The sequence below is a fragment of the Paraburkholderia terrae genome (genome assembly GCF_002902925.1).
Classification (GTDB): Bacteria; Pseudomonadota; Gammaproteobacteria; order Burkholderiales; family Burkholderiaceae; genus Paraburkholderia; species Paraburkholderia terrae.
Window position 1 is genome coordinate 21,301 of the sequence record NZ_CP026112.1, and the last position, 22,459, is coordinate 43,759.

The following is a 22,459-nucleotide window of genomic DNA, read 5'->3' on the forward strand; positions in this document are numbered from 1 at the left end:
TTATTGTTTCTTCGATGCGCGACGAACGCGCGGTTTGCCCATCAATACCGGTTGAAATACCACAGCGCCAATCAGCGTGCAGACGAGGGACAGCGCCAGCAGGCGCCCCATGCTCGACGTGCCCGGATGGTGCGACAGCCACAGGCTGCCGAACGCCGTAGCGGTGGTCGCCGCGCTGAACAGCACGGCGTGCGTAAGGCTGGATTGCAGCAGGCCCGTTTGCCCTCTGCGCCATGCCATCACGAAATAGATCTTGAACGCGACGCCCACGCCGAGCATCAGCGGCAAGGCGATGATATTCGCGAAATTAAGCGGCATGTTGAAGACGACGCACAACTCCAGCGTGACGACGGCCGACACCAGCAGCGGCACGAGCGTGCGCAGCACGTCGCCGAAACGGCGCAACGTGAGCCAGAGCAGGGCGCTGATCGACAGGATGGCCCACGCGCCCGCCTGCACGAACGACTTGATGATCACGTTCGCCGAATGGAGGATCGAAATTGGCCCGCCGATCGCGCCCGGCTCCGCCGCCTTCACGGCACGCGCGAAATTGCGCAACATCACGTCGTCGCCGGGATCGGTGCCGGGCGGCACTTTCGGTGAAATCTCGACGAGCGCCTGACCTGTCTTCGATACCCAACTGTCGGCGATGTCCTTCGGGACGTTTTCGCGGGTGATTTCCGACGGTTGCAGCAGGGTTGCCAGCTGCTTCAAGGAAATCTTCAGCGGTACCGACATCGCGCGCTCGGCGCGGTCGCGCGTCGAGACGTCCGCGCTAGCGAGCTTGGCCAGCGTGCCGGACAAATGTTTAGCTTCGGCGGCGCCGGGGCCGGGGTGGTCGTCGGCGGCGAGCGACAGCTGGGCCGACGTGCGCTTCAGCGCGGCGACGCGCACGGCGTCGGTGGCGGGCGGCGCGGGCGTCTGCGTGAGCGCGGGCAGCAGTTGCTGCGCCGCGGCGGCAATCAGCGCGAGCTTCTGCGGCTGGTCGGCGGGTATGAAGGTGGAGAGGGTCGTCGTGCGGCCCACTTCTGGCAGCTTCGACAGACGCGCCGCGATTCGGTCCGCGTCCGCCAGCGACGGCGCCAGCGCCCGCACGTTGTTGACGGCCGCTTCGGGTGCGTCGTTCAGCGAGATCAGCGTCGCCATCGACTCCGTGTTCGGGTCCTTCAGATGTAGCGGATTGAAGTCGAACCGCAGATGCAACAACAACGGCGACGCGCCGATGATCAGCACCGCCGTCGCGATCAGCACAGGCGTGCGATTGCGGTCAAGGAAGTCGTCGACGGGGGCGAGGAACGTGAAGCCTGGCGATTCGGGTTCGCCCGCCGGATTGAAGATCTTGATGAGCGCGGGCAGCAGCGTCATGTTGGTCAGATACGCGACGAACATGCCGACGCCCGCGATCTTGCCCAGCTCCGAGACGCCGCGATACGCGGTCGGCAGGAACGAGAAGAAGCTCTCGGCGACGGCCACGGCGGCGAGCGTCAACGGCACGCCGATGCTGTATGCCGTGTGGATCAGCGCGGCGGCGAGCCGGTCGTCGCGATTGCGCTCTTCGCGGTACTTCACGCCGAACTGCACGCCGAAGTCGACACCAAGCCCGACGAACAGCACCATGAACGCGACGGAAATCATGTTCAGCGCATCGACCATCATCAGGCCGAGCGCCGCCGTGATGACGAGACCGACGAACAGCGTGATGAACACCGCGACGATCAGGCGCCCGGAGCGCAGCGCGAGCCACAGGATGCCGAGCACGACGAAGAACGTGATGATGCCGTTGATCTCCGCGCCGTCCTGCACCGAGGCGAATTCATCGTCGGCGAGCGGCTGTTCGCCCGTCAGTCGGATGCGCGCGCCGTATTGCGAATCGAGATCGAGCGATGCCGCCGTCTTGCGGACCTCTTCCGACGCCCGTGCGCCCGCCTGCAGCGCCGCATAGTCCAGCTTCGGCTGCACGACGACGAACGCGCGCGCGGGCACCTTGGCGGCATCCTTGTCGACGAGCGCGCGCCACGAGAAGACGGCGGGCTCGTTGGCGAGCACGTGATCGATCACGGTCGCGCTGCGCGACAGCAGGTTGCTCATGTCGCCGAGCTTGACCTGGCCGATCTGCAGCGGCAGCAGCAGCGTCGTGTTCAGTGTGCCGGCGAGGCCCGTCAGACTCGGATCATGCGCAAGCGAATTGATGAGCGGGCGCGCCTTGACCAGTTGCGAGGTGGTGGATTGCACGTCGGCGAGCGACGGGAACAGCAAGCCTTCCTTTTCGAAGAACGGCCCGCTGCCCGGCTGCATGACGGAACTGAATTCCTTCGTGTTCTTTTGCAGTTCGGTGGCCAGCGTGTTCGCGGCGGCATCCGCGTATTCGGGCGCGCCGGCCTCGACGACGACCAGCAGGGTCTGCCCGCGATCAGGGAAGGCCTTGTCGATTTGCTGTTCGAGCGCCGTCCATTTCGCATCGTTCTCGACGAGACGACTGATGTCGGTATTGATCTTGAAGTGATGAACGACGTAAACGACGCTCAGCACGGCGAGCACGAGCGACAGCCCGACGACCTGCAGCGGACGGCGCACCGACCAGACAACGAGACGAACGATAGATGACTTCAGCATGTACGCGAGCGGGGCCTTGTCACGATTGGCGTTATTGGTAAAGGGCACAAGTATACCGACGCTGCCGCTGCACGGTCGCCTTAGTGAACCCTGTGCAGCCTGTCAAAGTCTTAAGTCTGTATACTGGCCCGTAATCGCGCCGGATGCGGCCGGTCCCGCGCGAGTTCATTCCTAACTGTCCCGATGAGCGTATGAAACGTTATCTCTCTGCTTTTCTGGCAGCCGCCGTGGTGTCCACCGCGGCTTTCGCACAAAGCGCGCCTGATGCGATCGTGAAGAGCGCAGTCGAAGGCACCGTCAATGCGATGAAGGCCGACCCGCAGGCGCGCGGCGGCGACATGAAGAAGATCACGCAGGTGGTCGAGTCGCACTTCGTGCCCGCCACGAACTTCCAGCGCACGACGCGTATCGCCGTCGGTAAGGCTTGGGCCACGGCCACGCCGGAGCAGCAAAAACAACTGTATGAGCAATTCACGAAGCTGCTCGTCGGCACCTATGCGGCATCGCTGTCGCAACTGCGCGATCAGGACGTGAAGTTCAAATTCGCCCCGTCCACGGCATCCGCCGACGCGAAAGACACCGTCGTCCAGTCGCATGTGCTGAGCAACGGCGGCGACGACTCAATCGACTATCGCCTGGAAAAAACGGCGAACGGCTGGAAGATTTACGACATCAACATGATGGGCGCGTGGCTGATTCAGGTGTATCAGACGCAGTTCCAGGATCAGCTGAACAAGGGCGGCGTGGACGGTTTGATCAAGTTCCTCACCGAGCACAACGCGCGCAGCGCGGGCTGATCACCAGCACTGGTAACGCCGCTTCGTTCAAGCGACCAGCGGCGGCACAAAACAAAAGAGCGCAACGGCAAAACCGTTGCGCTCTTTTTCATGCTGCGTCGATACGTCTTAATTCAACGCGGCTGCCGACGTCTGCACCTTCTTGCCCGTGCCCGCGCGCTTGATGTCTTCGAGCTTGATCTCGACGTGACGCGAGAACACGTACTCGGCGGGACGCGCCTTGTCGAGCGGGATGTCCTTGACGAACGCGCCCGTCGTGCGCGCACCCTTCAGGCTGACCTTCAGCGCCTTCAGCGGATGCGCGACCGTGTCCATCACGGCCGTCGCTTCGAAGCCGCAGTGGACCATGCAGTCCGCGCATTTCTCATACTTGCCGGTGCCGTACTTGTCCCATTCGGTGGTCTCCATCAGTTCCTTGAAGGTCTTCACGTAACCTTCGCCGACCAGATAGCACGGCTTCTGCCAGCCGAACACCGTGCGCGCCGGGTTGCCCCACGGCGTGCATTCGTAGCTCTGATTGCCGGCCAGGAAGTCGAGAAACAGGCTCGACTGGCTGAACGACCACTTCTTGCCGTTGTTGCCGCGCTTGAAGATTTCGCGGAACAGGTTCTTGGTCTTGTCGCGGTTCAGGAAGTGCTGCTGGTCCGGGGCACGCTCATACGCATAGCCGGGCGACACCGTGATGCCGTCCACACCGATCTCGCCGACCGTGTCGAAGAACTTCGCCACGCGCTCGGGCACGGCATCATTGAACAGCGTGCAGTTGATGTTCACGCGGAAGCCGCGGCGCTTGGCTTCCTTGATGGCCGCGACGGCCTTGTCGTACACGCCTTCCTGCGAGACCGAGTGATCGTGCGCTTCGCGGTCGCCGTCGAGGTGTACCGACCAGACGAAGTACGGGTTCGGCTCGTAATCGTCCATCTTCTTTTCCATCAGCAGCGCGTTCGTACACAGGTACACGAACTTCTTGCGTGCCATGATGCCCTTGACGATCTGCGGCATTTCCTTGTGCAGCAGCGGCTCGCCGCCCGCGATCGACACCACGGGCGCGCCGCACTCGTCGACGGCTTCGAGGCACTCCGCCAGCGACAGACGCTGGTTCAGGATGGGATCGGGATAATCGATCTTGCCGCAGCCGTTACAGGCCAGATTGCAGCGGAACAGCGGCTCGAGCATCAGCGCGAGCGGGTAGCGTTTGTTGCCCTTGAGGTGGTTGCGCATGATGTAGGCGCCAACCCGGACTTTTTGTAGCATCGGAATAGACAAATTGTCCTCCTTAAACTTCGCGTGCAGCGAGTTGTTGCGTCAGCTTCGACGGCAACTTGAATTCAACTTTTTCTTCACGTCCCGCCATCGTCGTAACGTCGACGGGGCCCAGTGCGCGTAGCGCATCGATTACGTTCTCGACCATTTCTTCCGGTGCCGAAGCGCCCGCCGTGATGCCAACCGTCTTCACGTTGGCGAACCACTCCGGCTTCACTTCGGAACCGTCGGCGACCAGAAAGCTCGGTACGCCCGTTTCGCTGCCGATCTCGCGCAGGCGATTCGAGTTCGAGCTGTTCGTGGCGCCCACTACCAGCAGCACGTCGACCTGCGTGCTGAGCTCGCGCACGGCCGCCTGGCGGTTTTGCGTCGCGTAGCAGATGTCGCGCGTGTCCGGACCGACGATGTCGGGGAAACGGCGCTTCAGCGCGTCGATGATGCCGCGCGTGTCGTCCACCGACAGCGTGGTCTGCGTGACATAGGCGAGCGGCGTGTCGACAGGCAGTTCCAGCTTCGCGACTTCCGCTTCGCTTTGCACGAGCAGCACCTTGCCCGGAATCTGGCCGATCGTGCCTTCGACTTCCGGATGGCCCGCGTGCCCGATCAGGATCAGCGTGCGGCCCCCGCCCACGTACTGACGGCCTTGCACATGAACCTTCGTCACCAGCGGGCAGGTGGCATCGAGCACGTCGAGACCGCGCTGCTCCGCGTCGCGTTCGACGCTTTGCGCTACACCGTGGGCACTGAAAATGGCAACTGCGCCCTGCGGCACTTCATCGAGTTCCTCGACGAAGCGCGCGCCTTTACGGCGAAGGTTATCGACCACGTGCCTGTTGTGGACGATTTCATGACGCACGTAAACAGGTGCGCCATGTTGCTGCAAAGCGCGATCGACAATTTCGATCGCCCTCACGACTCCCGCGCAAAAGCCGCGGGGTTGGGCAAGGATGACTCGCATAAGCTGGCGAACTCCGACTGACGCGGGATTCCGGGCAGATCGGTAAAAACGACCTGTTCGCCGCGTCTGTATATTAGTTGATGTCTTAAATCCGACGGAAGTCGATACTCGAGACCAAACGCGCATTCTAACGCTATCGCTGTCTGTTTGCTTTTCAGGCGTCCCGCACTGTGGCGTTTGCGCGGCGCCCGGCGTGGCAAAAATGACTCGCTGCGCCTGTTGACGGGAACCCTTAAACTATCGGGCTTTGTTGCGCCGACGCATCGCCTGCGGTCTCCGGCCTGCATCAATGGAATTTTCTGCGGCGTCTTTCGTCGGCGGCGCATTCTTGAACGTATCGAAAACGCGGTCTATCACATATTCGGTGGACGGCTAGTACACGATTTCCACGATTGGCGCAGCGTCGCAGGTGTTGCTGGCGCGCCGCGTCCGTCGCCGCGCCTTGGAGACGCAAAGCGCGCGGCTTTCATAGAGGGCAATGCATGATTGCGGCGGTTCTGTTTCTGTTGGCGTGTCTGTCGCTGTTGATCTGGTGTGTGCTGCTGTTCGCGCGCGGCGGCTTCTGGCGCGCGCAGCCCGCTGCGCCGCTCGCGCCCGAGACGCGCGACGCATGGCCGGGCGTCGCCGCCGTGGTCCCGGCGCGCAATGAGGCGGACGTGATCGCGCGGGCCGTCACGTCGCTGCTCGAGCAGGACTATCCGGGCGAATTTCACGTGATCGTCGTCGACGACCACAGCACCGACGGCACCGCCGACGCCGCCCGTGCCGCCGCGCTCGCGCTGCGGTGCCCGGACCGGCTCACGGTAGTCAGCGCGAAGCCGCTGCCGGCGGGCTGGTCGGGCAAGGTCTGGGCGCAGTCGCAGGGCATCGAGGCGGCGCGCTCGGTCGGTTACACACCGGAATACCTGCTGCTCACCGACGCCGACATCGGCCATCCGTCCGACGCGCTGACGCAGCTCGTGATGCGCGCCGACGCCGAAAAGCGCGACCTCGTTTCGCTGATGGTCCGCCTGCGCTGCGACTCGTTCTGGGAAAAGGCGCTGATTCCCGCCTTCGTGTTCTTCTTCGCGAAGCTGTATCCATTCGCGTGGGTCAACAACCCGCGCAACCGCACGGCGGGCGCGGCGGGCGGCTGCATGCTGGTGCGCCGCACGGCGCTGGAAGAAGCGGGCGGCATCGAATCGATCCGCGCCGAACTGATCGACGATTGCAGCCTTGCCGCGCGCATCAAGCATCGCGGCGAAGGGCGTCACCCGATTCGTCTCGACGTGGCGGCGCGCAGCGTCTCGCTGCGCCCGTACGACAGCTGGCGCGAGATCTGGAACATGATCGCGCGCACCGCGTTCACGCAGTTGCGCTACTCGGCGTGGCTGCTGGCGGGCACGCTGCTCGGCATGACGATCATCTACCTCGCGCCGCCCGTCGTCGCCATCGTGCTCGGGGCGAAGGGCTGGCCCGCGTGGCTCGCGTGGGCCGCGATGTGCTGTGCCTACGCGCCGATGCTGCGCTACTACCAGCGCTCGCCGCTGTGGGCGCCGTTCCTGCCGCTGATCGCGCTGTTCTATGTCAGCGCGACGTTCGGCTCGGCCGTGCGCTACTGGCGCGGCAAGGGCGGCCAATGGAAGGCGCGCGTGCAGGCGCCAGCCGGGACGAATCAATGAAGCGGCTTGTCTGCCTGATCGTCGTCGCGCTTGGCTTGATGCAGGGCGCTTTGGCCGACGATCAGACCCGCCAGGACCGCACGTCAGATTATCTGCGCCAGAAGTTCGGCCTCGCGAAGGAGAAGGCCGAGCAGATCTCGAACGCGGTGCGCACCGCCTCCGAGAAGTACGCGCTGCCGCCCGCGCTGATTCTCGCGATCATCTCGATCGAATCGCGCTTCAAGGAAAAGGCCAAGGGCGGCAACGGCGCGACCGGGCTGATGCAGGTCGTGCCCGGAGCGCACAAGCGCATGCTGAAAGACGTGAAGGATCTGACCGATCCGGAGACCAATATCGAGGTCGGCTCCGCGATTCTGTACGGCTACATGAAATCGGCGGGCGGCGATCTGAATGCCGCGCTGAAGAGCTATGGTGGGTCGCAGGCGTATGCGGAGAAGGTCAACGGCCGCGTGAAGACGTTCGCGGAAGTCGTGGAGGCGGATGCCAGCGCGGCATCGGGCGCGGACCAGCCGCTGCCGTCGCGCGACGGCGGGTGCGACGCGCGCTACACATCGCTGTGCATCGGACCCGTGGTCTACGTAAGTCCCATCGAAGAAGCTGCGAGCAGCCCGAGCGTCACGCAGCGCGCGACCAGTCTGCTCAATTCGTTGCTGCCGCTGTCGCACTGAACGGCGGCAATGCAGGGTGCCGACGGCTCGCGCCGTCGCGCATCACTTCTGCGTCAGCATCATGTACATCTGGATGACCGTCTCCGGCGAGAACTGGAACGGCACCCAGCCATGTCCCGTATGGCGCATCACGAGTAGACGGTCGCCGTTCGTTTGCTTCTGCACCGCCATGGCCGGGTTCTTCGTCGATACGAAACGCCAGCCGGGGGGCAGGTTCGGCGGGACTTCGGGCTGCATCGACGCGCGCGCGTTCGACAGTTCCTCGATCAGCTGACCCAGTTGCAGCGGATGCAGCGTGACCGACTTGCCGCCGATGGTCATCGTGATTTCGTTCTGGCTCGGGCGATCGATATGCAAGGTCGGCTTCTCTGCCGGGGCTTCCTGCGTTTGCGGTTCCACGGACGCTGCTTCAACCGCCGTATCCTCGGCGGCCGTTTCCTGCGCGGCCGCCTCTGCGCCGTTCACATGCTGATCGGTTGCGGTCGCGGCCTCGCGCGAAGCCGTGACAACCTGGATGAGCTGATCGACGCCCATCTCGAGTGCGCCAATCTGTTCCTTAAGATTCATGCGTAGTTCTCTGGTAAGACCCGCGATTTTACCTTCTGCACGCTGGCGGTAGCCTTCGTGCCTGCATTGCGAGTTGTAACAAAGCGTGTGCGGGTGACGCACGAGGCGCGATCCAATGCGCTCGCCGCTTTATGCCCAGACGTCACGCTTTCAGATAGCCCGCCTCGCGGAACCAGTCGAGCGCGTCGCGCAAGCCTTCGCGGTACGGCCGCGCGCTGTAGCCAAGCTCGCGCTCCGCTTTCGCCGACGTAAAGTACATCTTGTTCTTCGACATCTTCAGCCCGTCGACGGTGACGAACGGCTCGCGCTTCGTGAACTTCGCGACGGCTTCCGCGCCCATCGCGAGCGGATAGAGCGGCCAGCGCGGCAGCGCGATGGTCGGCGCCTTGCGTCCGACGATCCCGGCGATATCCGCAAGCATCTGCTGCAGCGGCAGATTCTCGCCGCCAAGAATGTAGCGCTCGCCGATCTTGCCGCGTTCGAGCGCGAGGAAGTGCCCCATCGCGACGTCGTCGACGTGTACCAGGTTCAGCCCCGTATCGACGAATGCGGGAATCTTGCCGAGCGCCGCTTCGACGATGATGCGGCCCGTCGGCGTGGGCTTCACGTCGCGCGGGCCGATCGGCGTCGACGGATTGACGATCACGGCGGGCAGGCCGTCGTTCGCGATCATCCGCTCGACGGCGCGCTCCGCGAGCACCTTGCTGCGCTTGTACACGCCGATCGCCTGCTGCGGCGTCATCGGCGAGGTCTCGTCGACCGACGCGCCCGAACCCGTCACCTTCAGCGTCGCGACGCTGCTCGTGTAGACGATGCGCTCGACGCCTTCCTTCAGCGCGGCGCGCATCGTCGCTTCCGTGCCTTCCAGATTCGAGCGCTCGATCTCCAGCGGGTCCGGCGCCCACAAGCGGTAATCGGCCGCGACGTGCAGCAGATAGCGCACGCCGCGCAGCGCGGCGCGCATCGACGCCTCGTCGCGCATGTCGCCGACCGCGATCTCCGCATCGAGCGATTCGACATTTCGGCGCGGGCTGGTCGGACGCACGAGCACGCGCACCGCGAAGCCCTTTTGCTGCGCGATGCGCGCGACGGCCGAGCCGACGAAACCGGATGCGCCGGTGACGAGTACGAGATCGCGAGTCTGATCGGTCATTGCTTGCCGTGTTCCTGATTGCTGCCTGACGGGCGCATGGTTGAAGGTTTGCAGAGGTCGGATTGTACGTGCTGCCGATCGCGCGCGCCGCGCTCGCGGGCTTCGCGTGTCGAGGCGTGCATGAGCAAAGCGCGCGCGGCGCGACTAGAATGCCCGCGTAAACTCATGAAGGCATAAAGGAGGGAAGAGCATGTCCGGCACGGATCTCGATTCGCGGATCGAAACGTATTACGTGCGGGTGCGCGGCATGGTGCAGGGCGTTGGCTTTCGTCACGCGACGGTGCGCCAGGCGCATGCGCTGGGTATCCGGGGATGGGTGGCGAATCTGGAAGACGGTTCTGTCGAAGCGATGTTGCAAGGGCCGGCGAACCAGCTCGACCGGATGCTGTCGTGGCTGCGTCACGGCCCGCCGATGGCGCGCGTGACGGAAGTCACGCACGAAGAGCGCGCCAGCGACAAACGCTTCGAGCGCTTCGAGCAACACTGACACAAGCCGCTTGTAAAAAAGCGCGCGGGCGTGAGCCTCGCGCGCTTCTCGTTGCTCATATCAACATCACGCGACGCCCATCAGCGCGCCACCAGCAGGCTTTCGGCAAAGCCCCAATCGCGCTCGATCCATTGATGACTACACGTGAAGCCCGCGTCGTCGGCGATCGCATGCAGTTCTTCCGGACGATACTTGTGGCTGCTTTCTGTCCAGATCGTCTCGCCTTCCTGTAGCTCGACCGTCAGCCTGGCCGCACGCACCTGCGCGCTCACGCGCCGCTTCGCGCGAAGATGCATTTCGATGCTGCGCACATCCGGATTGAAGCGCGCGACGTGTTCGAACGCATCGAGCGGGAAATCGCCGTCGAGTTCGCGGTTGATTCGCGCGAGCAGATTCAGATTGAACGCGGCCGTCACGCCGATGGGATCGTCGTACGCGGCGATCAGCACGGGCACGGGCTTTTCGAGGTCGGTGCCGAGCAGCAGCGCGTCGCCGGGCGCGAGCATGTTGCGGATGTCGCGTAGAAAACGCGTGGCCGCGAGCCGCCCGAAATTGCCGATCGTGCTGCCGAGAAACAGCACGAGCAGCGGCTCGTCTTTCGCGCGGCGCTTGCTCACTTCAGCAAGCCCCGCGAGATAGTCGCGCTCATAGCCGACGATCGAAATGCGTTCGATATCGCCCAGTTCACGGCGACACAATTGCAATGCGGTGCGCGAAATTTCAATCGGGCTGTAAGTCGTGGGGCGCTTTTTACAGAGCGCTTCGAGGATGCGGCGCGTCTTGCGGCCGCTGCCGCTGCCCAGTTCCGCGACGATTGCATCGTGTGGCAAGTGCGCGACGATATCGCCCGCGTGCTCGGCGAGCAGACGTTCTTCGGCGCGCGTGACACCGTACTCGGGCAGCGCGGTGATCACTTCGAACAGCGCCGAACCCACTTCGTCGTAGAGATACTTCGACGGCAATTCCTTCTGAGGCTGCTTGCTGAGGCCAGCGCGGACGGCGGCGGCGAACTCCGGCGATACGTCGTGCGATAGATGTTGCGATACGGCTGGCTGAGTCATGTTGGCTCCGTGTTGTCTCGTTCCAGTGATGACTTGCGGACTTCGGAAGAGCGAATGCGTTGGAGTGAGTGGACCGGCAAGCGTTCAAGCGTGAGCGCGTTCGATGACGGGCGCGTGTCCGCCTTCGGTGCATTCTGGCGCCTGATCGCGCGGCAGCGAATTGAAAGCCGGGCGGCGCGGCCATGAGCGGAACACGGAAGCAAGAAGCAGGCTAAAGCAGCAGCCTCGTGTTTCCGCCGATGAATCGCCGACGGCATGCGGCGTGGATATGAAACTAGTTTTTATAGTGCATCGGACGTGAATATGCACGGACGCAATGTGGCGGAAAAAGACGAACCGTCCTCGCACTACCGCTAGAATGCGCGCTTCGCGCGACGAAAAGGGCTTCACATCGGGCAACGCTTGCGCCGCGCAGTTAAAACAAGACTTAACTATGGACGACACATCTCACGGCGTCGCGCCTGGCTTCCCGCAGCGGACCGGCCGATGAACACCTATCAACCGGGACGCGGCATCGCGTTGTCCGTGAGCGCATCGACGCTCTTTGCCCTGATGTCCGTGTACGCAAAGCTGCTCACGCCGTTGACGGGGCTCGATATCTTCGCGTGGCGGGTGATCTGGACCGTGCCGGGCGCTTTCGCGCTGATTGCCTTGCGCTCGCGGCTGCCGCAACTCAAGGCGCTGTCGATGCGCGTGATCCGTGAGCCGCACACGGCGCTTTTGCTGGTCGTCAGCGCGGCGTTGCTCGGCGCGCAGCTATGGGTGTTCCTGTGGGCGCCGCTACATGGCCGGATGCTGGAAGTATCGCTCGGCTATTTCCTGTTGCCGCTGACGATGGTGCTGCTCGGCCGCTTCTACTATCACGAGCGGCTGGAGCCGTTGCAGTGGCTCGCGGTCGGATGCGCGGCGCTCGGTGTGTTGCACGAACTGTGGGTGACGCGCGCGTTCTCGTGGCCGACGCTGCTTGTTGCGATCGGTTATCCACCGTACTTTGTGTTGCGGCGCAAGATCAACGCCGATTCGCTGACGGCGTTTGCGCTCGAGATGTCGCTGCTGCTGCCGTTCGCGCTCGCGATGGCGCTACACGGCGGCTCGCTCGCGCTGCTGTCGGGCCGCGTCGACATGTGGCTGCTGTTGCTGCCGGGACTCGGCGCGCTGAGCACGGTCGCGCTCGCGACCTATCTGAAAGCGAGCCGTTTGCTGCCGATGGCGCTATTCGGCATTCTCGGCTACGTGGAGCCGGTGTTGCTGGTGATCGTGTCGGTGACGCTGCTCGGCGAGTCGTTGACGGCTCAGCAGCTTGGCACGTACGTGCCGATCTGGATCGCGGTGGGGCTGACGGGCTTGCATAGCGCAAGGCTGCTCGCGCCGCGTTGAAAGCCTGCGAGGCCGCCGTGCAGCGTCGACGGTCGCTGCCTCAGGACCGATGACGCGTGACCCCGTGCGCCGCATCGACCCTCGTCGGGCCCGCCTTGGCTTCGATTGCCGCGCGCAACGCGGGCCGCCAGCCGAACGCGAATAGCGCTTCGGCGAGCACGAACAGCGGCCCGATCAGCAGGCCGATCACATCGTCGATGAATGCGGGCTTGCGATGCTCGTACGCGACGTGTCCCACGAACTGGAATACCCAGCCCACGACGAACAGGCCGATGCCCGACGCAAGCCACGTCAAGGTGGGCTGCTCCGCAAGCCACGCGCCGCACGCCACGCACAATACCGACACCACGGCCATCATCAAGCCGAGCGGCACATCAAGCACGACGTAGTAGATCACGCTCAGGCCGAACAGCACCCACGCCGGCGACACTGCCAACGGCAGCCCAACAACCGTCCACGCGGGCCGGCTCAGCAGTACGGCGAGCGCGAGCACGATCATCGGAATGCCGATGAAGTGCGTCGCGATGTTGCGGCGGTCGCGATGATAGGCGGCGTATTGCGCAAGCTGGTCAGTGAGCGTTCTCATGGATGCCGTTCCTCGTCGAAAGTCATCATAATCGCGGGCGGCGCGCCGCGACACTTTCGGCTAGCCGACAATTCAACCGCCAAAGCGCGCTTCGAACGATGACATCGACTGAGCTTTTCAATCTGCTCGATCGCAGCGCCTGGTTTCGCGCCGCGCCCGACGCATTGCGCGTGCAATTGATCGAGCTCGGCCGCACGCGACGGCTGCCGGCGGGCCAGCGCCTTTTCAATCGCGGCGATGCCGACGACGGCTTCTATTGCGTGCTCGATGGATTGATGCGGATCGGGTCGATTACCGCGAGCGGCAGGGAAGCGCTGCTCGCAGTGATCGAGCCCGTCAACTGGTTCGGCGAGATCGCGCTGTTCGATGGCCAGACGCGCACGCACGATGCCTATGCCGAGCGCGACACGCTGCTGTTTCATGTGCCGCGCGCGGCGCTCACGGCGCTGCTCGAACGCACGCCCGCGTTCTGGCATGCGTTCGGCCTGCTGCTCACGCACAAGCTGCGCCTCGCGTTCGACGCGATCGAAGAGGCCGCGCTGCTGCCCGCCGCGCAACGCGTCGCGCGGCGTCTGTTGCTGATGGCGGGCGGATACGGCGGCGGCGCGGGCGCGCTGCGGCGCGTGCTCAAGGTGCCGCAGGAAGACCTCGCGATGATGCTCGCGCTGTCGCGTCAAACCACGAACCAGATTCTCAGGCAGTTTGAAACGCAAGGCGCGCTCGCGTTGCGCTACGCGGAGATCGAGATCGTCGACGCGGAGAAACTGCGCGTCTTCGCGGCGTCGACGAATGACGATGCCGCGCGTGCCTGATCGCGAATAACACCTCGTCAATCCGCCGAACTTTAGAGATAGGTCATCGGCCGGCCAAGGTACCATCGCCTATACTTTTTTTGCCGCCGTTTGTCGCGGTAGCCGCGCATCTTCTCATTCCCGCTCGCCCGCCAGGCCAGGCCGATGCTGCGCGGCGCATCTCCAGAACTATTAAGAATTCCAAAGGATTGAAATGAATCCGTCAGTTCCCGCGCTATCGCCCGCCGAGCGCTATCAGGAGTCGGTTTCGCTCTATTCGTCCGGGCGTCTGGCGGAGGCGCTCGCACTGCTCGACGAGATGCTGCAGCGCGATCCCGCCCATGCGCAAGCCATGCAGCTCGCGGCTGTTTGCCTGAACGACCTGTATGACGCAGCAGACGCGAAAGACCTCAAGCCCGTCGTCGACGACACGCTCGATCTGGCCGAAGCGCACAACGATCTGGGCGGCTGGTTCTACGGACGCAAGCAGTTGACGCAGGCCGAGCACGCGTACCGCCGCGCGCTGTCGATCAAACCCGATCTGACGAAGGCAATGAACAATCTCGGTCTCGTGCTGCGCGATCTCGGGCGCGAGGTGGAAGCCGAAGCCTCATTCCTGCACGCGCTCGCCATCGCGCCCGACTACGTGATGGCACGCAACAACCTCGGCGTGCTGTTGTGGCAGCTCAAGCGCCTGCCGGAGGCAGAGGTCGCGTATCGCGACGTCGTCAGCCGTCAGCCGGGCGACGTCAGCGCGCACAACAATCTCGGCTTGCTGCTGCTGGAACTCAACCGTGTGCCGGAAGCGGAGCAGGCGTGCCGCCAGGCGCTGGCGCTCAATGCCGATGTGCCCGAAGCGCACAACAATCTCGGCAACGTGCTGTGGCAGCAAGGCCGCATCGCGGAAGCCATTGACGCATACCGCCAGGCGCTGGCGCTGCGGCCCGACTACGTCGGCGCCAAAGCGAACCTCGCGTTGCCACTGCTATGCATCGGCGACTACTTGCAAGGCTGGGCGCTCTATGAGTCGCGGTATCACGAAGCGGTCGGCACGCGCAGCGTGTTTCCGCCGCCCGTGCCGTATCCGCAGTGGCGCGGCGAGCCGCTGAACGGTAAATCGCTGCTCGTGTGGCCGGAGCAGGGCTTCGGCGATGGCCTGCAATTCTGCCGGTATGTATCGATGCTGAAGGCGCGTGGCGCGGGGAAGGTGAGCGTCGCTTGCCAGCCGCCGTTGCGGCGACTGTTCGACAGCCTAGAAGGCGTGGACGCGGTGTATTCGCTCGACGGCGAGACGACGATTCCCCCGCACGACACCTGGTGCTTCATGCTGAGCCTGCCGATGCTGTTCGGCACGACCGTCGACACGATTCCCGCGTCGACGCCTTATCTGCACGCGCCCGCCGCGCTTGCGCAGCACTGGCGCAGCAGGTTGCCGGAAGGCGGAGTCAAGGTCGGCCTGGTGTGGGCGGGCGATCCGCGTCCGCACGATCCCAGTTCGAATGCGATCGACCAGCGCCGTTCGCTTACGGCGCTGTCGTACTTGCCGCTGCTGCGCGTGCCTGGCGTGACGTTCGTGAGCCTGCAGAAAGGCGCGGCGACCCGCCCGCAGATCGAAGACCTGCCTGCTGCGTTGCGCCCCTTCGACCCGATGGACGACGTGCAGGATTTCGCCGATACGGCCGCCATCGTCGAAAACCTGGATCTGGTGATTACGGTCGATACGTCGATGGCGCATCTGGCGGGGGCGCTCAACACGCCCGTGTGGATTCTGTCGCGCTATGACGCGTGCTGGCGCTGGTTCCGCGACCGCGACGATTCGCCGTGGTATCCGACTGCGCGGCTTTTCCGGCAAACGGCGCCCGGCGACTGGGAAAGCGTGGTCGAGCAGGTCGCGCAGGCGCTGGCGAGCCTGCGCGAGCCCGCCGTGTCGCACTGACGCTTGACGGTCCGCGCCGGACGCTAGAACGGATTGTCGATCACGCCCGGCTTCGCGTCGGGCTCTTCCTTCACCTGTTCCGGCAGATGCGATTCCGCCTGAAGCGCGGCGACGATGCCGTCGAGCGCTTCCTTCAGGGCCAGCGCCGCTTTCAGACCGCGCTTGTCCTTCGTGATCGCGAGCGTGCCGTTCACCACGACGCGCGTGGTGCCGTTCGACACCGTCAGCGCGTCGCCCTGGATGTTGAGCACGTCGTCGTCGTTCGAATACGCTTTAAACACCTTTCAGCCCTCCCGGACGCTGGTCTTTCAGGTTTTCCGGAATGCCCGGAAAGCGGATGCCGCTCATCGCTTCGAGTTCATGCACGGACTTCACGTCGTAGTGGTCGGTGGCCACGTTGTCCGCGACGATCGTGAACGCGAGTTTCTTCGACGGCACGTAGACGACCTTGAACAACTGCGTCGGCACGAACACCCGCGTCGGCCCGATGGTCTGCAACTGTCCGCCGATGAACATCGGGCCGGTGACCACGTAGATGTCGTTGTATTTCATCGACAGCTTGCGCACGGCCGTTTCGATGCGTGACCACATGCGCTGATTGTTCTCGCGGTTCTGCGGCACGATGTTCGCAAGCGAGAACGATTGTGCCATCGCCTCCGCGTTCCATCGGTTGCCAGCCGGGCTCATATGGCCGCGATCAAAACCGCTGCGCTTGTAGTCGGCGAGCGTCGCGCCTTCGCCGTCGGGCAGGCGCGCGTCCTCGAAGAACTTGTTGGTGCGCACCATGTCTTTTGCGGCTTCGATGTGGTCGCGCGTCAAATGCTCGGCGGACCACAGCGGACCATGCGTGATGCCTGAATGCAGAACGGCGAAATCCGAGTAGCACAGCATGCGCGACTTCGGCGTCATTTTCGCGTTCGTCAGCACGGGCCATTGGGCGTTGGGCGTGAAATCCGTGCAAGACGTTGCTGCCCACGTGTGAGTCGCGTGACTCGCGGCCACGATAAGCAGGCTGACTAACCACTTCTTCATAGATCGGAAAGGCGAATGAGGGGGCCGCAAGTATAGCCGCGCGACCTATGCACAATGCAAGGGCTTACACGCCGTTACGCGACATCGCGTCGACGTATCGGCAAAACCGTCACGACGCAATGCCGCACGGCAAATTCTGCGCGTTCGACGGCGAGAGATGGGAGTGACAGAGGAAAGGCCCGCGTCGGCCAGGGGCGAGCGGCGCGGGCGTGAATACGAAGCAGGCTTAGCGTCCGAACACGCTGTGCTCGGCGTTGACAGGCAAGCGGTCAACGGCCTGCAAGCGCCAGTAGCCATTCATCCTCGCGTGCGTGCGGTCCGACGACCACGCCGCGCTGCCCTGTGCCGAGCTGACCCGCTGCCGTCCGTCCACGTGCAGGCCATTCAACGTGCATAACGGCGCTTCTGCGCTCGGCGCGCAGAGCTTGGTGACGCCGTTCTCGTCATGGAGTTCGCCCCATGGGGGCAGGTCGATCCCATCGTGTGCTTCTCTCGACCAGCGACACTCGTCCGTGTCGAGCCAAAGCACGGCGTAGTCGTGATTGACGGTGGGGTCCGAACCGTTGATCAGTATTGTCAGCCGCATGCAGAAATCCCCCGGTGAAAGATTAAGTATGTGCGCTTCCTCAGTCTACTTCGGGCCAACGGTTATGCAAGGCAAACAGCTATCGGGCGGATTGAAAAACCCAATTGGGAACGCATCACCGACCTCCTAGATTTAAGGCACGGCTCAGATGCGCGCGTCGGGCCGGTCGTTGCCATCAGAAACGCGCGCTCCCACATACAGGCTTTGGATGGAGGCTCAGATGGCGCAACTCAAGGGTTCGAAGACGGAGGAGAATCTGAAGGCCGCATTTGCGGGTGAATCACAGGCCAATCGCCGCTATTTGTATTTCGCAGCGAAGGCCGACGTCGAGGGACAGAACGACGTCGCGGCACTATTCCGCTCGACGGCGGAAGGCGAGACGGGCCACGCGCATGGCCACCTCGAATATCTGGAAGTCTCGGGCGATCCGGCGACGGGATTACCGTTCGGTTCATCGCGTCAGAATCTGCAAGCGGCGATTGCGGGCGAGACGCACGAATACACCGACATGTACCCCGGCATGGCAAAGGCCGCGCGCGAAGAAGGCTTCGACGAAATCGCGAACTGGTTCGAAACGCTGGCCAAGGCGGAACGCAGTCATGCGAATCGCTATACGAAGGCATTGGAGGCGCTGGTCGATTGAGTGGCACGCGCCAGCTGCGCGGCTGGCGCGTGTTGTCGCTTCCGTTTGGTGCAGGCTTGGCATGCAGACGGACGCGATAGTGCGGTACAAACGCGAGACGAAGTGAGACGATCACGATTTCGCGCGCTGCATGCGCAAAAAAGAATGAATGCGCTTATGAGAAAGAAGCGCGTAAAAAAACCCCCACAGCATTGCATGGGATGGGAGTAAGACTGCCCGCCATGCATGGGACCAGAGTAGGCGCTAAAGCGCCAACACTGATCGACAGGAGACGCACGCCATGCCTCACAAGGAAGGCAGTCTCGAAGCGCCCATTCGCCATCCGCTCGACTGGCAATCGGACGCGTTCTACGATCCGGAAGCGATCGATCAGGAATTGACGCGCGTGTTCGACATTTGCGCCGGCTGCCGCCGATGCGTGTCGCTATGCGGCGCATTTCCCGCACTGTTCGACCTCGTCGACGAAACGGATACAGGCGAGGCGCACGACGTCGACAAGAAGAAGTTCGGCGCCGTCGTCGATCAATGCTATCTGTGCGACCTGTGCTACATGACGAAATGTCCCTACGTGCCGCCGCACCAATGGAACGTCGATTTTCCGCACCTGATGCTGCGCGCGAAGGCTGCCGCCTTCAAGCGGGGAGACGTACCGTTGCGCGACAAGTTCCTGTCGAACACCGATGCGCTCGGCACGTTCGCCGGCATTCCCATCGTTACGCAGACGGTCAACGCGGTGAACCACACGCGCGCTGCGCGCGGCATGATGGAAAAGGCGCTCGGCGTCGACAAGGACGCCTGGCTGCCCGACTTCGCCACGCGCAAGTTTCGCAGCGCCGCGAAGAAATCGCCGCAGGTGCAGACCAGGGACGGCGAGCGCACGCCCGGAAAGGTCGCGATCTACGCCACCTGCTACGTGAATTTCAACGAGCCAGGCATCGGTCACGATCTGCTAGCCGTGCTTGCGCACAACGACATTCCCTACGAACTGGTATCGAGCGAGGCGTGCTGCGGCATGCCGTTGCTGGAGCAAGGCAACCTGCAAGGTGTCGCGGCGAAGAAAGAGAAGAACATGCCCGTGCTCGCGCGTTATGCGCGCGACGGCTACGCGATCATCGGCGCGATTCCGAGTTGCGTGCTGATGTACAAGCACGAGCTGCCGTTGATGTTCCCCGACGACCTGGACGTGCGCGCCGTCAGCGAAGCGTTCTGGGACCCGTTCGAATACTTCATGGCGCGCCATCGTGATGGTCTGCTGAAGACCGACTTCAACACGCCGCTCGGCAAGGTGTCGTATCACGTACCGTGTCATGCGCGCGTGCAGAACATCGGACGCAAGACGTCGGAGACGTTCGCGCTCGTGCCGGATACGCAGGTGACGGTTGTCGAGCGATGCTCGGGTCACGCAGGCACGTTCGGCGTGAAGAAGGAATTTCACGCGATGGCGATGAAGATCGGCACGCCCGTCTTCAAGGCGATGGCGCAACCCCAGCCCGATTACATCTCATCCGATTGCCAGCTTGCCGGTCATCACATCGAACAGGGTTTCGACGAGAACAGTTTGCCGAAGACGCCGCTCGCGCATCCGTTGACGTTGCTGCGCAAGGCATACGGCCTTTGATCTTCAATTTGCGAGGATAACGATGAGCATCGCGAGGAACTCCCTGTTGTCGCTCGAAAACTATGCGAAGCAGCGCAAGACGATGCGCGAGCGGATCATCGAGCACAAGAAAAGCCGTATCGTTCGGTTGGGCAATCACCTGACGTTCCTGTTCGAAGACGAACTGACGATCCGCTACCAGATCCAGGAGATGCTGCACATCGAAAAGATCTTCGACGAAGACGGCATTCAGGGCGAACTCGAAGCGTATCTGCCGCTCGTGCCCAACGGCAGCAACTTTAAGGCGACGCTGCAGATCGAGTACGAAAACGAAGTCGAGCGACGCGCGGCGCTCGCGCGGCTGATCGGCATCGAAGACAGCGTATTCATGCAGGTGGACGGCGAAGAGTCCGTCTACGCGATCTCCGACGAAGACCTCGAACGCGAGAACAACGAGAAGACCTCAGCCGTGCATTTCGTACGCTTCGAACTGACGCCTTCGATGAAATCGCGCCTGCGAGACGGTGCGGCGTTGCTTATCGGCTGCGATCACCCGGGCTATCCCGTCGACTTGCAGCCGATTGTGGACGACGTGCGCCGTTCGCTCGTCAAGGACCTCGCTTAAAGCGGCTTCCGATACACGACGAAGCCCGACAGGTCCGCGATCTTGTCGTAAAGCTGCATGGCCGTTTGATTCGACTCGTGCGTGAGCCAGTACACGCGTTCGGCGCGCGCGGCCTTTGCTGCCGTGTAGACGGCTTCGATCAACGCGCGGCCCACGCCCTTGCCGCGCTCGGATTCGAGCGTGAACAGATCGTGCAGATAGCACGTCGGTCCGGCCATCAGCGTGCTGCGGTGATACAGATAATGCACGAGGCCGCTTAGCGTGCCGTCGGCGCGCTCGGCCACCATCGCATGCATCGGCTCCAGTCCGTCGAAGAAGCGCGCCCACGTCAGTTGCGTGATTTCGCGCGGCAGCGCTGTTGCGTCGAAGCGGCCGTAGAAACGGTTATAGCCGTCCCACAACGGCAGCCATGCTTCGTAGTCGGCGGGAACGACAGGGCGGATCTTCACAGCTTGCGTCACGAGTAGCGCTCCTTTCCAGTATCGACGGGTATGGACGAAGCATAGGGTTTCTGTGGCACCATTGTTAGCTCCACGTCGAATGCAAAATCTGGAGCCACGCAATTGGACTACGGGCTGTTGATGTCGCGCTTCGCGAGCCAGGCGGCGGGCCGCAGGCTCACGCAGCAAACGCTGCTTTACGAAAGCCTGCGTCACGCCATCCTGAACGGCGACATTCGTCACGGCAGCCAGCTCGTGCCGACACGCGCGCTCGCCGAGCAACTCGGCATCGCGCGCAACTCGGTGCTGTACGCATACGAACGGCTTGCTGAAGAAGGCTTCATCGCGGCGAGCCGTCACGGGTCGATCGTCAGTTGCGTCGCGCTGCCTTCGGCGAGCGCAGAAGAGGCCAACGTCGCGCCTGGCAGCCGCCTGTCGCGGCGCGTCGCCAGTCTGCCGCACGATCGCGCCGCGCGCGGCATGCGTTCGCCGTTTCAGGCGGGCGTACCCGCGCTCGATGAATTTCCCGTCGCGCAATGGCGAGCGTCGATGGAGCGCGCATGGCGATCCGTCGATGCGCGCGATCTCGGTTACGGCTATCACGCGGGTCATCCGTCGCTGCGGCGCGCGGTGGCCGAATATGTGCGCGTGTCTCGCGGCGTGCGCTGCACGGCCGATCAGGTGTTCATCACATCGGGCACGCATACGAGCCTCGACCTGTGCGCGCGCATGCTCGCCGATCCCGGCGACACAGCATGGCTCGAAAACCCGGGCTATCACGGCGCGCGGATCGCGTTCCAGGCGGCGGGCCTGAACATCGTGCCGATTCCCGTCGATGCCGCCGGACTCGCGCCCACAGAAGCACACTGGCAGCGCACGCCGCCGCGCCTCGTCTACATCACGCCGTCGCATCAATATCCGCTTGGCAGCGTGCTGAGCCTGGAGCGGCGCTGGTCGATCATCGACAACATCGTCGAGCGCGGCGCATGGATCATCGAGGACGACTATGACAGCGAACTGCGCCACAGCGGTCCGCCGCTACCGTCGGTCCAAGGCCTGCGCGATGCGGCGCCCGTGGTCTATCTCGGCACCTTCAGCAAGACGATGTTTCCGGCGCTACGCATTGGTTTCATGATCGTGCCGGCGAGCCTCGCGCCGGAGATCGGCGGCGTGATTGGCGAGATGTCGCGGCAAGGGCGTATCGCGGATCAGGTCGCGTTGGCGGATTTCATCGAAAGTGGCAAGTACGCGCGCCATTTGCGACGCATGCGCCGCATCTACCAGCAGCGGCGCGAAGCGATGGTCAGCGCGATTCATACGCATATGCGCGATCTCGTGACCGTTTCATCCGATGGCAGCGGCATGCATCTGACGATGCGGCTCGATGCGCCCCTGCAGGACCGCGACGTGAGCGCCGCGTTGCGCGAGCAAGGCATGTCGGTTTCGCCGTTGAGCACGTACTGCCATCAAGGCGAGGACGCCGAACGCTACAACGGTTTCATGCTCGGCTATGCGGGCGTGCGTCCCGAGAAGGCCGACCGGCTCGTTGCCGAACTCGGCGCGGCGATTCGCGCATTGATGCGAGACAAATAATATTCAACTGAATGGTTGAATAACG

General features: G+C 63.4%; 22 protein-coding genes. 11 read left to right on the forward strand and 11 right to left on the reverse strand.

Annotated features, from left to right (window positions below; all coding sequences use genetic code 11):
- Window positions 1-2,613: a hopanoid transporter HpnN gene (gene hpnN / locus C2L65_RS16230; RefSeq protein ID WP_042304383.1), complete on the reverse strand. Its 2,613-nt coding sequence runs from the start codon at window positions 2,611-2,613 to the stop codon at window positions 1-3.
- A 191-nt stretch (window positions 2,614-2,804) separates the two neighbouring features.
- Here hpnN and C2L65_RS16235 point away from each other — a divergent pair, with 191 nt between their 5' ends.
- Window positions 2,805-3,410, forward strand: a complete 606-nt coding sequence (locus tag C2L65_RS16235; protein ID WP_007582935.1) for an MlaC/ttg2D family ABC transporter substrate-binding protein — start codon at window positions 2,805-2,807, stop codon at window positions 3,408-3,410.
- Between the two features lie 108 nt (window positions 3,411-3,518).
- Here the strand turns inward: C2L65_RS16235 and hpnH are convergent, their stop codons facing one another.
- Window positions 3,519-4,676 (reverse strand): adenosyl-hopene transferase HpnH, encoded by a 1,158-nt coding sequence (hpnH, locus tag C2L65_RS16240; RefSeq protein WP_042304382.1) that lies wholly within the window; start codon window positions 4,674-4,676, stop codon window positions 3,519-3,521.
- A gap of 10 nt (window positions 4,677-4,686) precedes the next feature.
- Window positions 4,687-5,631 (reverse strand): 4-hydroxy-3-methylbut-2-enyl diphosphate reductase, encoded by a 945-nt coding sequence (gene ispH, locus C2L65_RS16245; RefSeq protein WP_042304381.1) that lies wholly within the window; start codon window positions 5,629-5,631, stop codon window positions 4,687-4,689.
- A gap of 482 nt (window positions 5,632-6,113) precedes the next feature.
- Here ispH and C2L65_RS16250 point away from each other — a divergent pair, with 482 nt between their 5' ends.
- Together C2L65_RS16250 and C2L65_RS16255 are read left to right on the forward strand one after the other, a co-directional pair.
- Complete coding sequence (locus C2L65_RS16250; protein ID WP_042304380.1) at window positions 6,114-7,292, forward strand: glycosyltransferase; 1,179 nt, start codon at window positions 6,114-6,116, stop codon at window positions 7,290-7,292.
- The gene (locus C2L65_RS16255; RefSeq protein WP_042304505.1) at window positions 7,289-7,960 is read left to right on the forward strand and encodes a lytic transglycosylase domain-containing protein; all 672 of its coding nucleotides are present in this window, start codon (window positions 7,289-7,291) and stop codon (window positions 7,958-7,960) included. Before C2L65_RS16250 ends, C2L65_RS16255 begins: the two co-directional genes overlap by 4 nt.
- Before the next feature lie 42 nt (window positions 7,961-8,002).
- On the opposite strand, the gene C2L65_RS16260 is transcribed toward C2L65_RS16255, so the two are convergent.
- Both C2L65_RS16260 and hpnA read right to left on the reverse strand, forming a co-directional pair.
- The gene (locus C2L65_RS16260) at window positions 8,003-8,527 is read right to left on the reverse strand and encodes a hypothetical protein (protein ID WP_042304379.1); all 525 of its coding nucleotides are present in this window, start codon (window positions 8,525-8,527) and stop codon (window positions 8,003-8,005) included.
- A gap of 142 nt (window positions 8,528-8,669) precedes the next feature.
- A complete protein-coding gene (hpnA, locus tag C2L65_RS16265) occupies window positions 8,670-9,680 on the reverse strand; it encodes a hopanoid-associated sugar epimerase (protein ID WP_042304378.1) in 1,011 nt (336 codons plus the stop codon).
- Window positions 9,681-9,870: 190 nt separating this feature from the next.
- Here hpnA and C2L65_RS16270 point away from each other — a divergent pair, with 190 nt between their 5' ends.
- On the forward strand, window positions 9,871-10,167 hold the full coding sequence (locus C2L65_RS16270) for an acylphosphatase (protein WP_035998698.1): 297 nt from the start codon (window positions 9,871-9,873) through the stop codon (window positions 10,165-10,167).
- A gap of 80 nt (window positions 10,168-10,247) precedes the next feature.
- Here the strand turns inward: C2L65_RS16270 and egtD are convergent, their stop codons facing one another.
- Entirely contained in the window at window positions 10,248-11,228 is a 981-nt protein-coding gene (gene egtD, locus C2L65_RS16275; RefSeq protein WP_042304377.1) for an L-histidine N(alpha)-methyltransferase, read from the reverse strand.
- Window positions 11,229-11,714: 486 nt separating this feature from the next.
- Between egtD and rarD the strand changes: the two genes are divergently transcribed.
- A complete protein-coding gene (gene rarD, locus C2L65_RS16280; RefSeq protein ID WP_042304376.1) occupies window positions 11,715-12,605 on the forward strand; it encodes an EamA family transporter RarD in 891 nt (296 codons plus the stop codon).
- Between the two features lie 40 nt (window positions 12,606-12,645).
- Here the strand turns inward: rarD and C2L65_RS16285 are convergent, their stop codons facing one another.
- Window positions 12,646-13,191, reverse strand: coding sequence for an Mpo1 family 2-hydroxy fatty acid dioxygenase (locus C2L65_RS16285; RefSeq protein ID WP_042304375.1), 546 nt, complete (start codon window positions 13,189-13,191; stop codon window positions 12,646-12,648).
- A gap of 98 nt (window positions 13,192-13,289) precedes the next feature.
- On the opposite strand from C2L65_RS16285, the gene C2L65_RS16290 reads away from it, so the two are divergent.
- Both C2L65_RS16290 and C2L65_RS16295 read left to right on the forward strand, forming a co-directional pair.
- Window positions 13,290-14,003, forward strand: a complete 714-nt coding sequence (locus C2L65_RS16290; protein ID WP_042304374.1) for a Crp/Fnr family transcriptional regulator — start codon at window positions 13,290-13,292, stop codon at window positions 14,001-14,003.
- A 193-nt stretch (window positions 14,004-14,196) separates the two neighbouring features.
- A complete protein-coding gene (locus C2L65_RS16295; RefSeq protein ID WP_042304373.1) occupies window positions 14,197-15,918 on the forward strand; it encodes a tetratricopeptide repeat protein in 1,722 nt (573 codons plus the stop codon).
- Window positions 15,919-15,941: 23 nt separating this feature from the next.
- Here the strand turns inward: C2L65_RS16295 and C2L65_RS16300 are convergent, their stop codons facing one another.
- From C2L65_RS16300 to C2L65_RS16310, 3 genes are all read right to left on the reverse strand, one after another.
- Window positions 15,942-16,199, reverse strand: a complete 258-nt coding sequence (locus C2L65_RS16300) for a hypothetical protein (RefSeq protein WP_007582952.1) — start codon at window positions 16,197-16,199, stop codon at window positions 15,942-15,944.
- Window positions 16,192-16,950 carry a DNA/RNA non-specific endonuclease gene (locus C2L65_RS16305; RefSeq protein WP_042304372.1) on the reverse strand — a complete coding sequence of 253 codons (759 nt, stop codon included), beginning with the start codon at window positions 16,948-16,950 and terminating at the stop codon, window positions 16,192-16,194. The genes C2L65_RS16300 and C2L65_RS16305 overlap by 8 nt, the downstream gene beginning before the upstream one ends.
- Before the next feature lie 226 nt (window positions 16,951-17,176).
- A complete protein-coding gene (locus C2L65_RS16310) occupies window positions 17,177-17,536 on the reverse strand; it encodes a DUF3564 domain-containing protein (RefSeq protein ID WP_042304371.1) in 360 nt (119 codons plus the stop codon).
- Window positions 17,537-17,756: 220 nt separating this feature from the next.
- On the opposite strand from C2L65_RS16310, the gene C2L65_RS16315 reads away from it, so the two are divergent.
- From C2L65_RS16315 to C2L65_RS16325, 3 genes are all read left to right on the forward strand, one after another.
- On the forward strand, window positions 17,757-18,179 hold the full coding sequence (locus C2L65_RS16315) for a rubrerythrin family protein (protein ID WP_035998670.1): 423 nt from the start codon (window positions 17,757-17,759) through the stop codon (window positions 18,177-18,179).
- Between the two features lie 280 nt (window positions 18,180-18,459).
- On the forward strand, window positions 18,460-19,797 hold the full coding sequence (locus C2L65_RS16320; protein ID WP_042304370.1) for a heterodisulfide reductase-related iron-sulfur binding cluster: 1,338 nt from the start codon (window positions 18,460-18,462) through the stop codon (window positions 19,795-19,797).
- Between the two features lie 22 nt (window positions 19,798-19,819).
- Window positions 19,820-20,401: a DUF3501 family protein gene (locus tag C2L65_RS16325; protein ID WP_042304369.1), complete on the forward strand. Its 582-nt coding sequence runs from the start codon at window positions 19,820-19,822 to the stop codon at window positions 20,399-20,401.
- Here C2L65_RS16325 and C2L65_RS16330 read toward each other — a convergent pair.
- Window positions 20,398-20,862, reverse strand: a complete 465-nt coding sequence (locus C2L65_RS16330) for a GNAT family N-acetyltransferase (protein ID WP_042304368.1) — start codon at window positions 20,860-20,862, stop codon at window positions 20,398-20,400. The two genes, C2L65_RS16325 and C2L65_RS16330, sit on opposite strands and share 4 nt — an antisense overlap.
- Window positions 20,863-20,964: 102 nt before the next feature.
- Between C2L65_RS16330 and pdxR the strand changes: the two genes are divergently transcribed.
- Window positions 20,965-22,434 carry a MocR-like pyridoxine biosynthesis transcription factor PdxR gene (gene pdxR / locus C2L65_RS16335; protein WP_042304367.1) on the forward strand — a complete coding sequence of 490 codons (1,470 nt, stop codon included), beginning with the start codon at window positions 20,965-20,967 and terminating at the stop codon, window positions 22,432-22,434.
- Window positions 22,435-22,459: the final 25 nt, after the last annotated feature.

Coding starts and splice junctions, on each gene's coding strand:
- C2L65_RS16285 (WP_042304375.1), bottom strand. CDS start 13,191: ATGAGAACGCTCACTGACCAGCTTGCGCAATACGCCGCCTATCATCGC.
- C2L65_RS16320 (WP_042304370.1), top strand. CDS start 18,460: ATGCCTCACAAGGAAGGCAGTCTCGAAGCGCCCATTCGCCATCCGCTC.
- C2L65_RS16315 (WP_035998670.1), top strand. CDS start 17,757: ATGGCGCAACTCAAGGGTTCGAAGACGGAGGAGAATCTGAAGGCCGCA.
- C2L65_RS16325 (WP_042304369.1), top strand. CDS start 19,820: ATGAGCATCGCGAGGAACTCCCTGTTGTCGCTCGAAAACTATGCGAAG.
- C2L65_RS16235 (WP_007582935.1), top strand. CDS start 2,805: ATGAAACGTTATCTCTCTGCTTTTCTGGCAGCCGCCGTGGTGTCCACC.
- hpnA (WP_042304378.1), bottom strand. CDS start 9,680: ATGACCGATCAGACTCGCGATCTCGTACTCGTCACCGGCGCATCCGGT.
- C2L65_RS16260 (WP_042304379.1), bottom strand. CDS start 8,527: ATGAATCTTAAGGAACAGATTGGCGCACTCGAGATGGGCGTCGATCAG.
- C2L65_RS16310 (WP_042304371.1), bottom strand. CDS start 17,536: ATGCGGCTGACAATACTGATCAACGGTTCGGACCCCACCGTCAATCAC.
- C2L65_RS16305 (WP_042304372.1), bottom strand. CDS start 16,950: ATGAAGAAGTGGTTAGTCAGCCTGCTTATCGTGGCCGCGAGTCACGCG.
- hpnN (WP_042304383.1), bottom strand. CDS start 2,613: ATGCTGAAGTCATCTATCGTTCGTCTCGTTGTCTGGTCGGTGCGCCGT.
- C2L65_RS16250 (WP_042304380.1), top strand. CDS start 6,114: ATGATTGCGGCGGTTCTGTTTCTGTTGGCGTGTCTGTCGCTGTTGATC.
- ispH (WP_042304381.1), bottom strand. CDS start 5,631: ATGCGAGTCATCCTTGCCCAACCCCGCGGCTTTTGCGCGGGAGTCGTG.
- C2L65_RS16290 (WP_042304374.1), top strand. CDS start 13,290: ATGACATCGACTGAGCTTTTCAATCTGCTCGATCGCAGCGCCTGGTTT.
- C2L65_RS16255 (WP_042304505.1), top strand. CDS start 7,289: ATGAAGCGGCTTGTCTGCCTGATCGTCGTCGCGCTTGGCTTGATGCAG.
- egtD (WP_042304377.1), bottom strand. CDS start 11,228: ATGACTCAGCCAGCCGTATCGCAACATCTATCGCACGACGTATCGCCG.
- C2L65_RS16295 (WP_042304373.1), top strand. CDS start 14,197: ATGAATCCGTCAGTTCCCGCGCTATCGCCCGCCGAGCGCTATCAGGAG.
- rarD (WP_042304376.1), top strand. CDS start 11,715: ATGAACACCTATCAACCGGGACGCGGCATCGCGTTGTCCGTGAGCGCA.
- C2L65_RS16270 (WP_035998698.1), top strand. CDS start 9,871: ATGTCCGGCACGGATCTCGATTCGCGGATCGAAACGTATTACGTGCGG.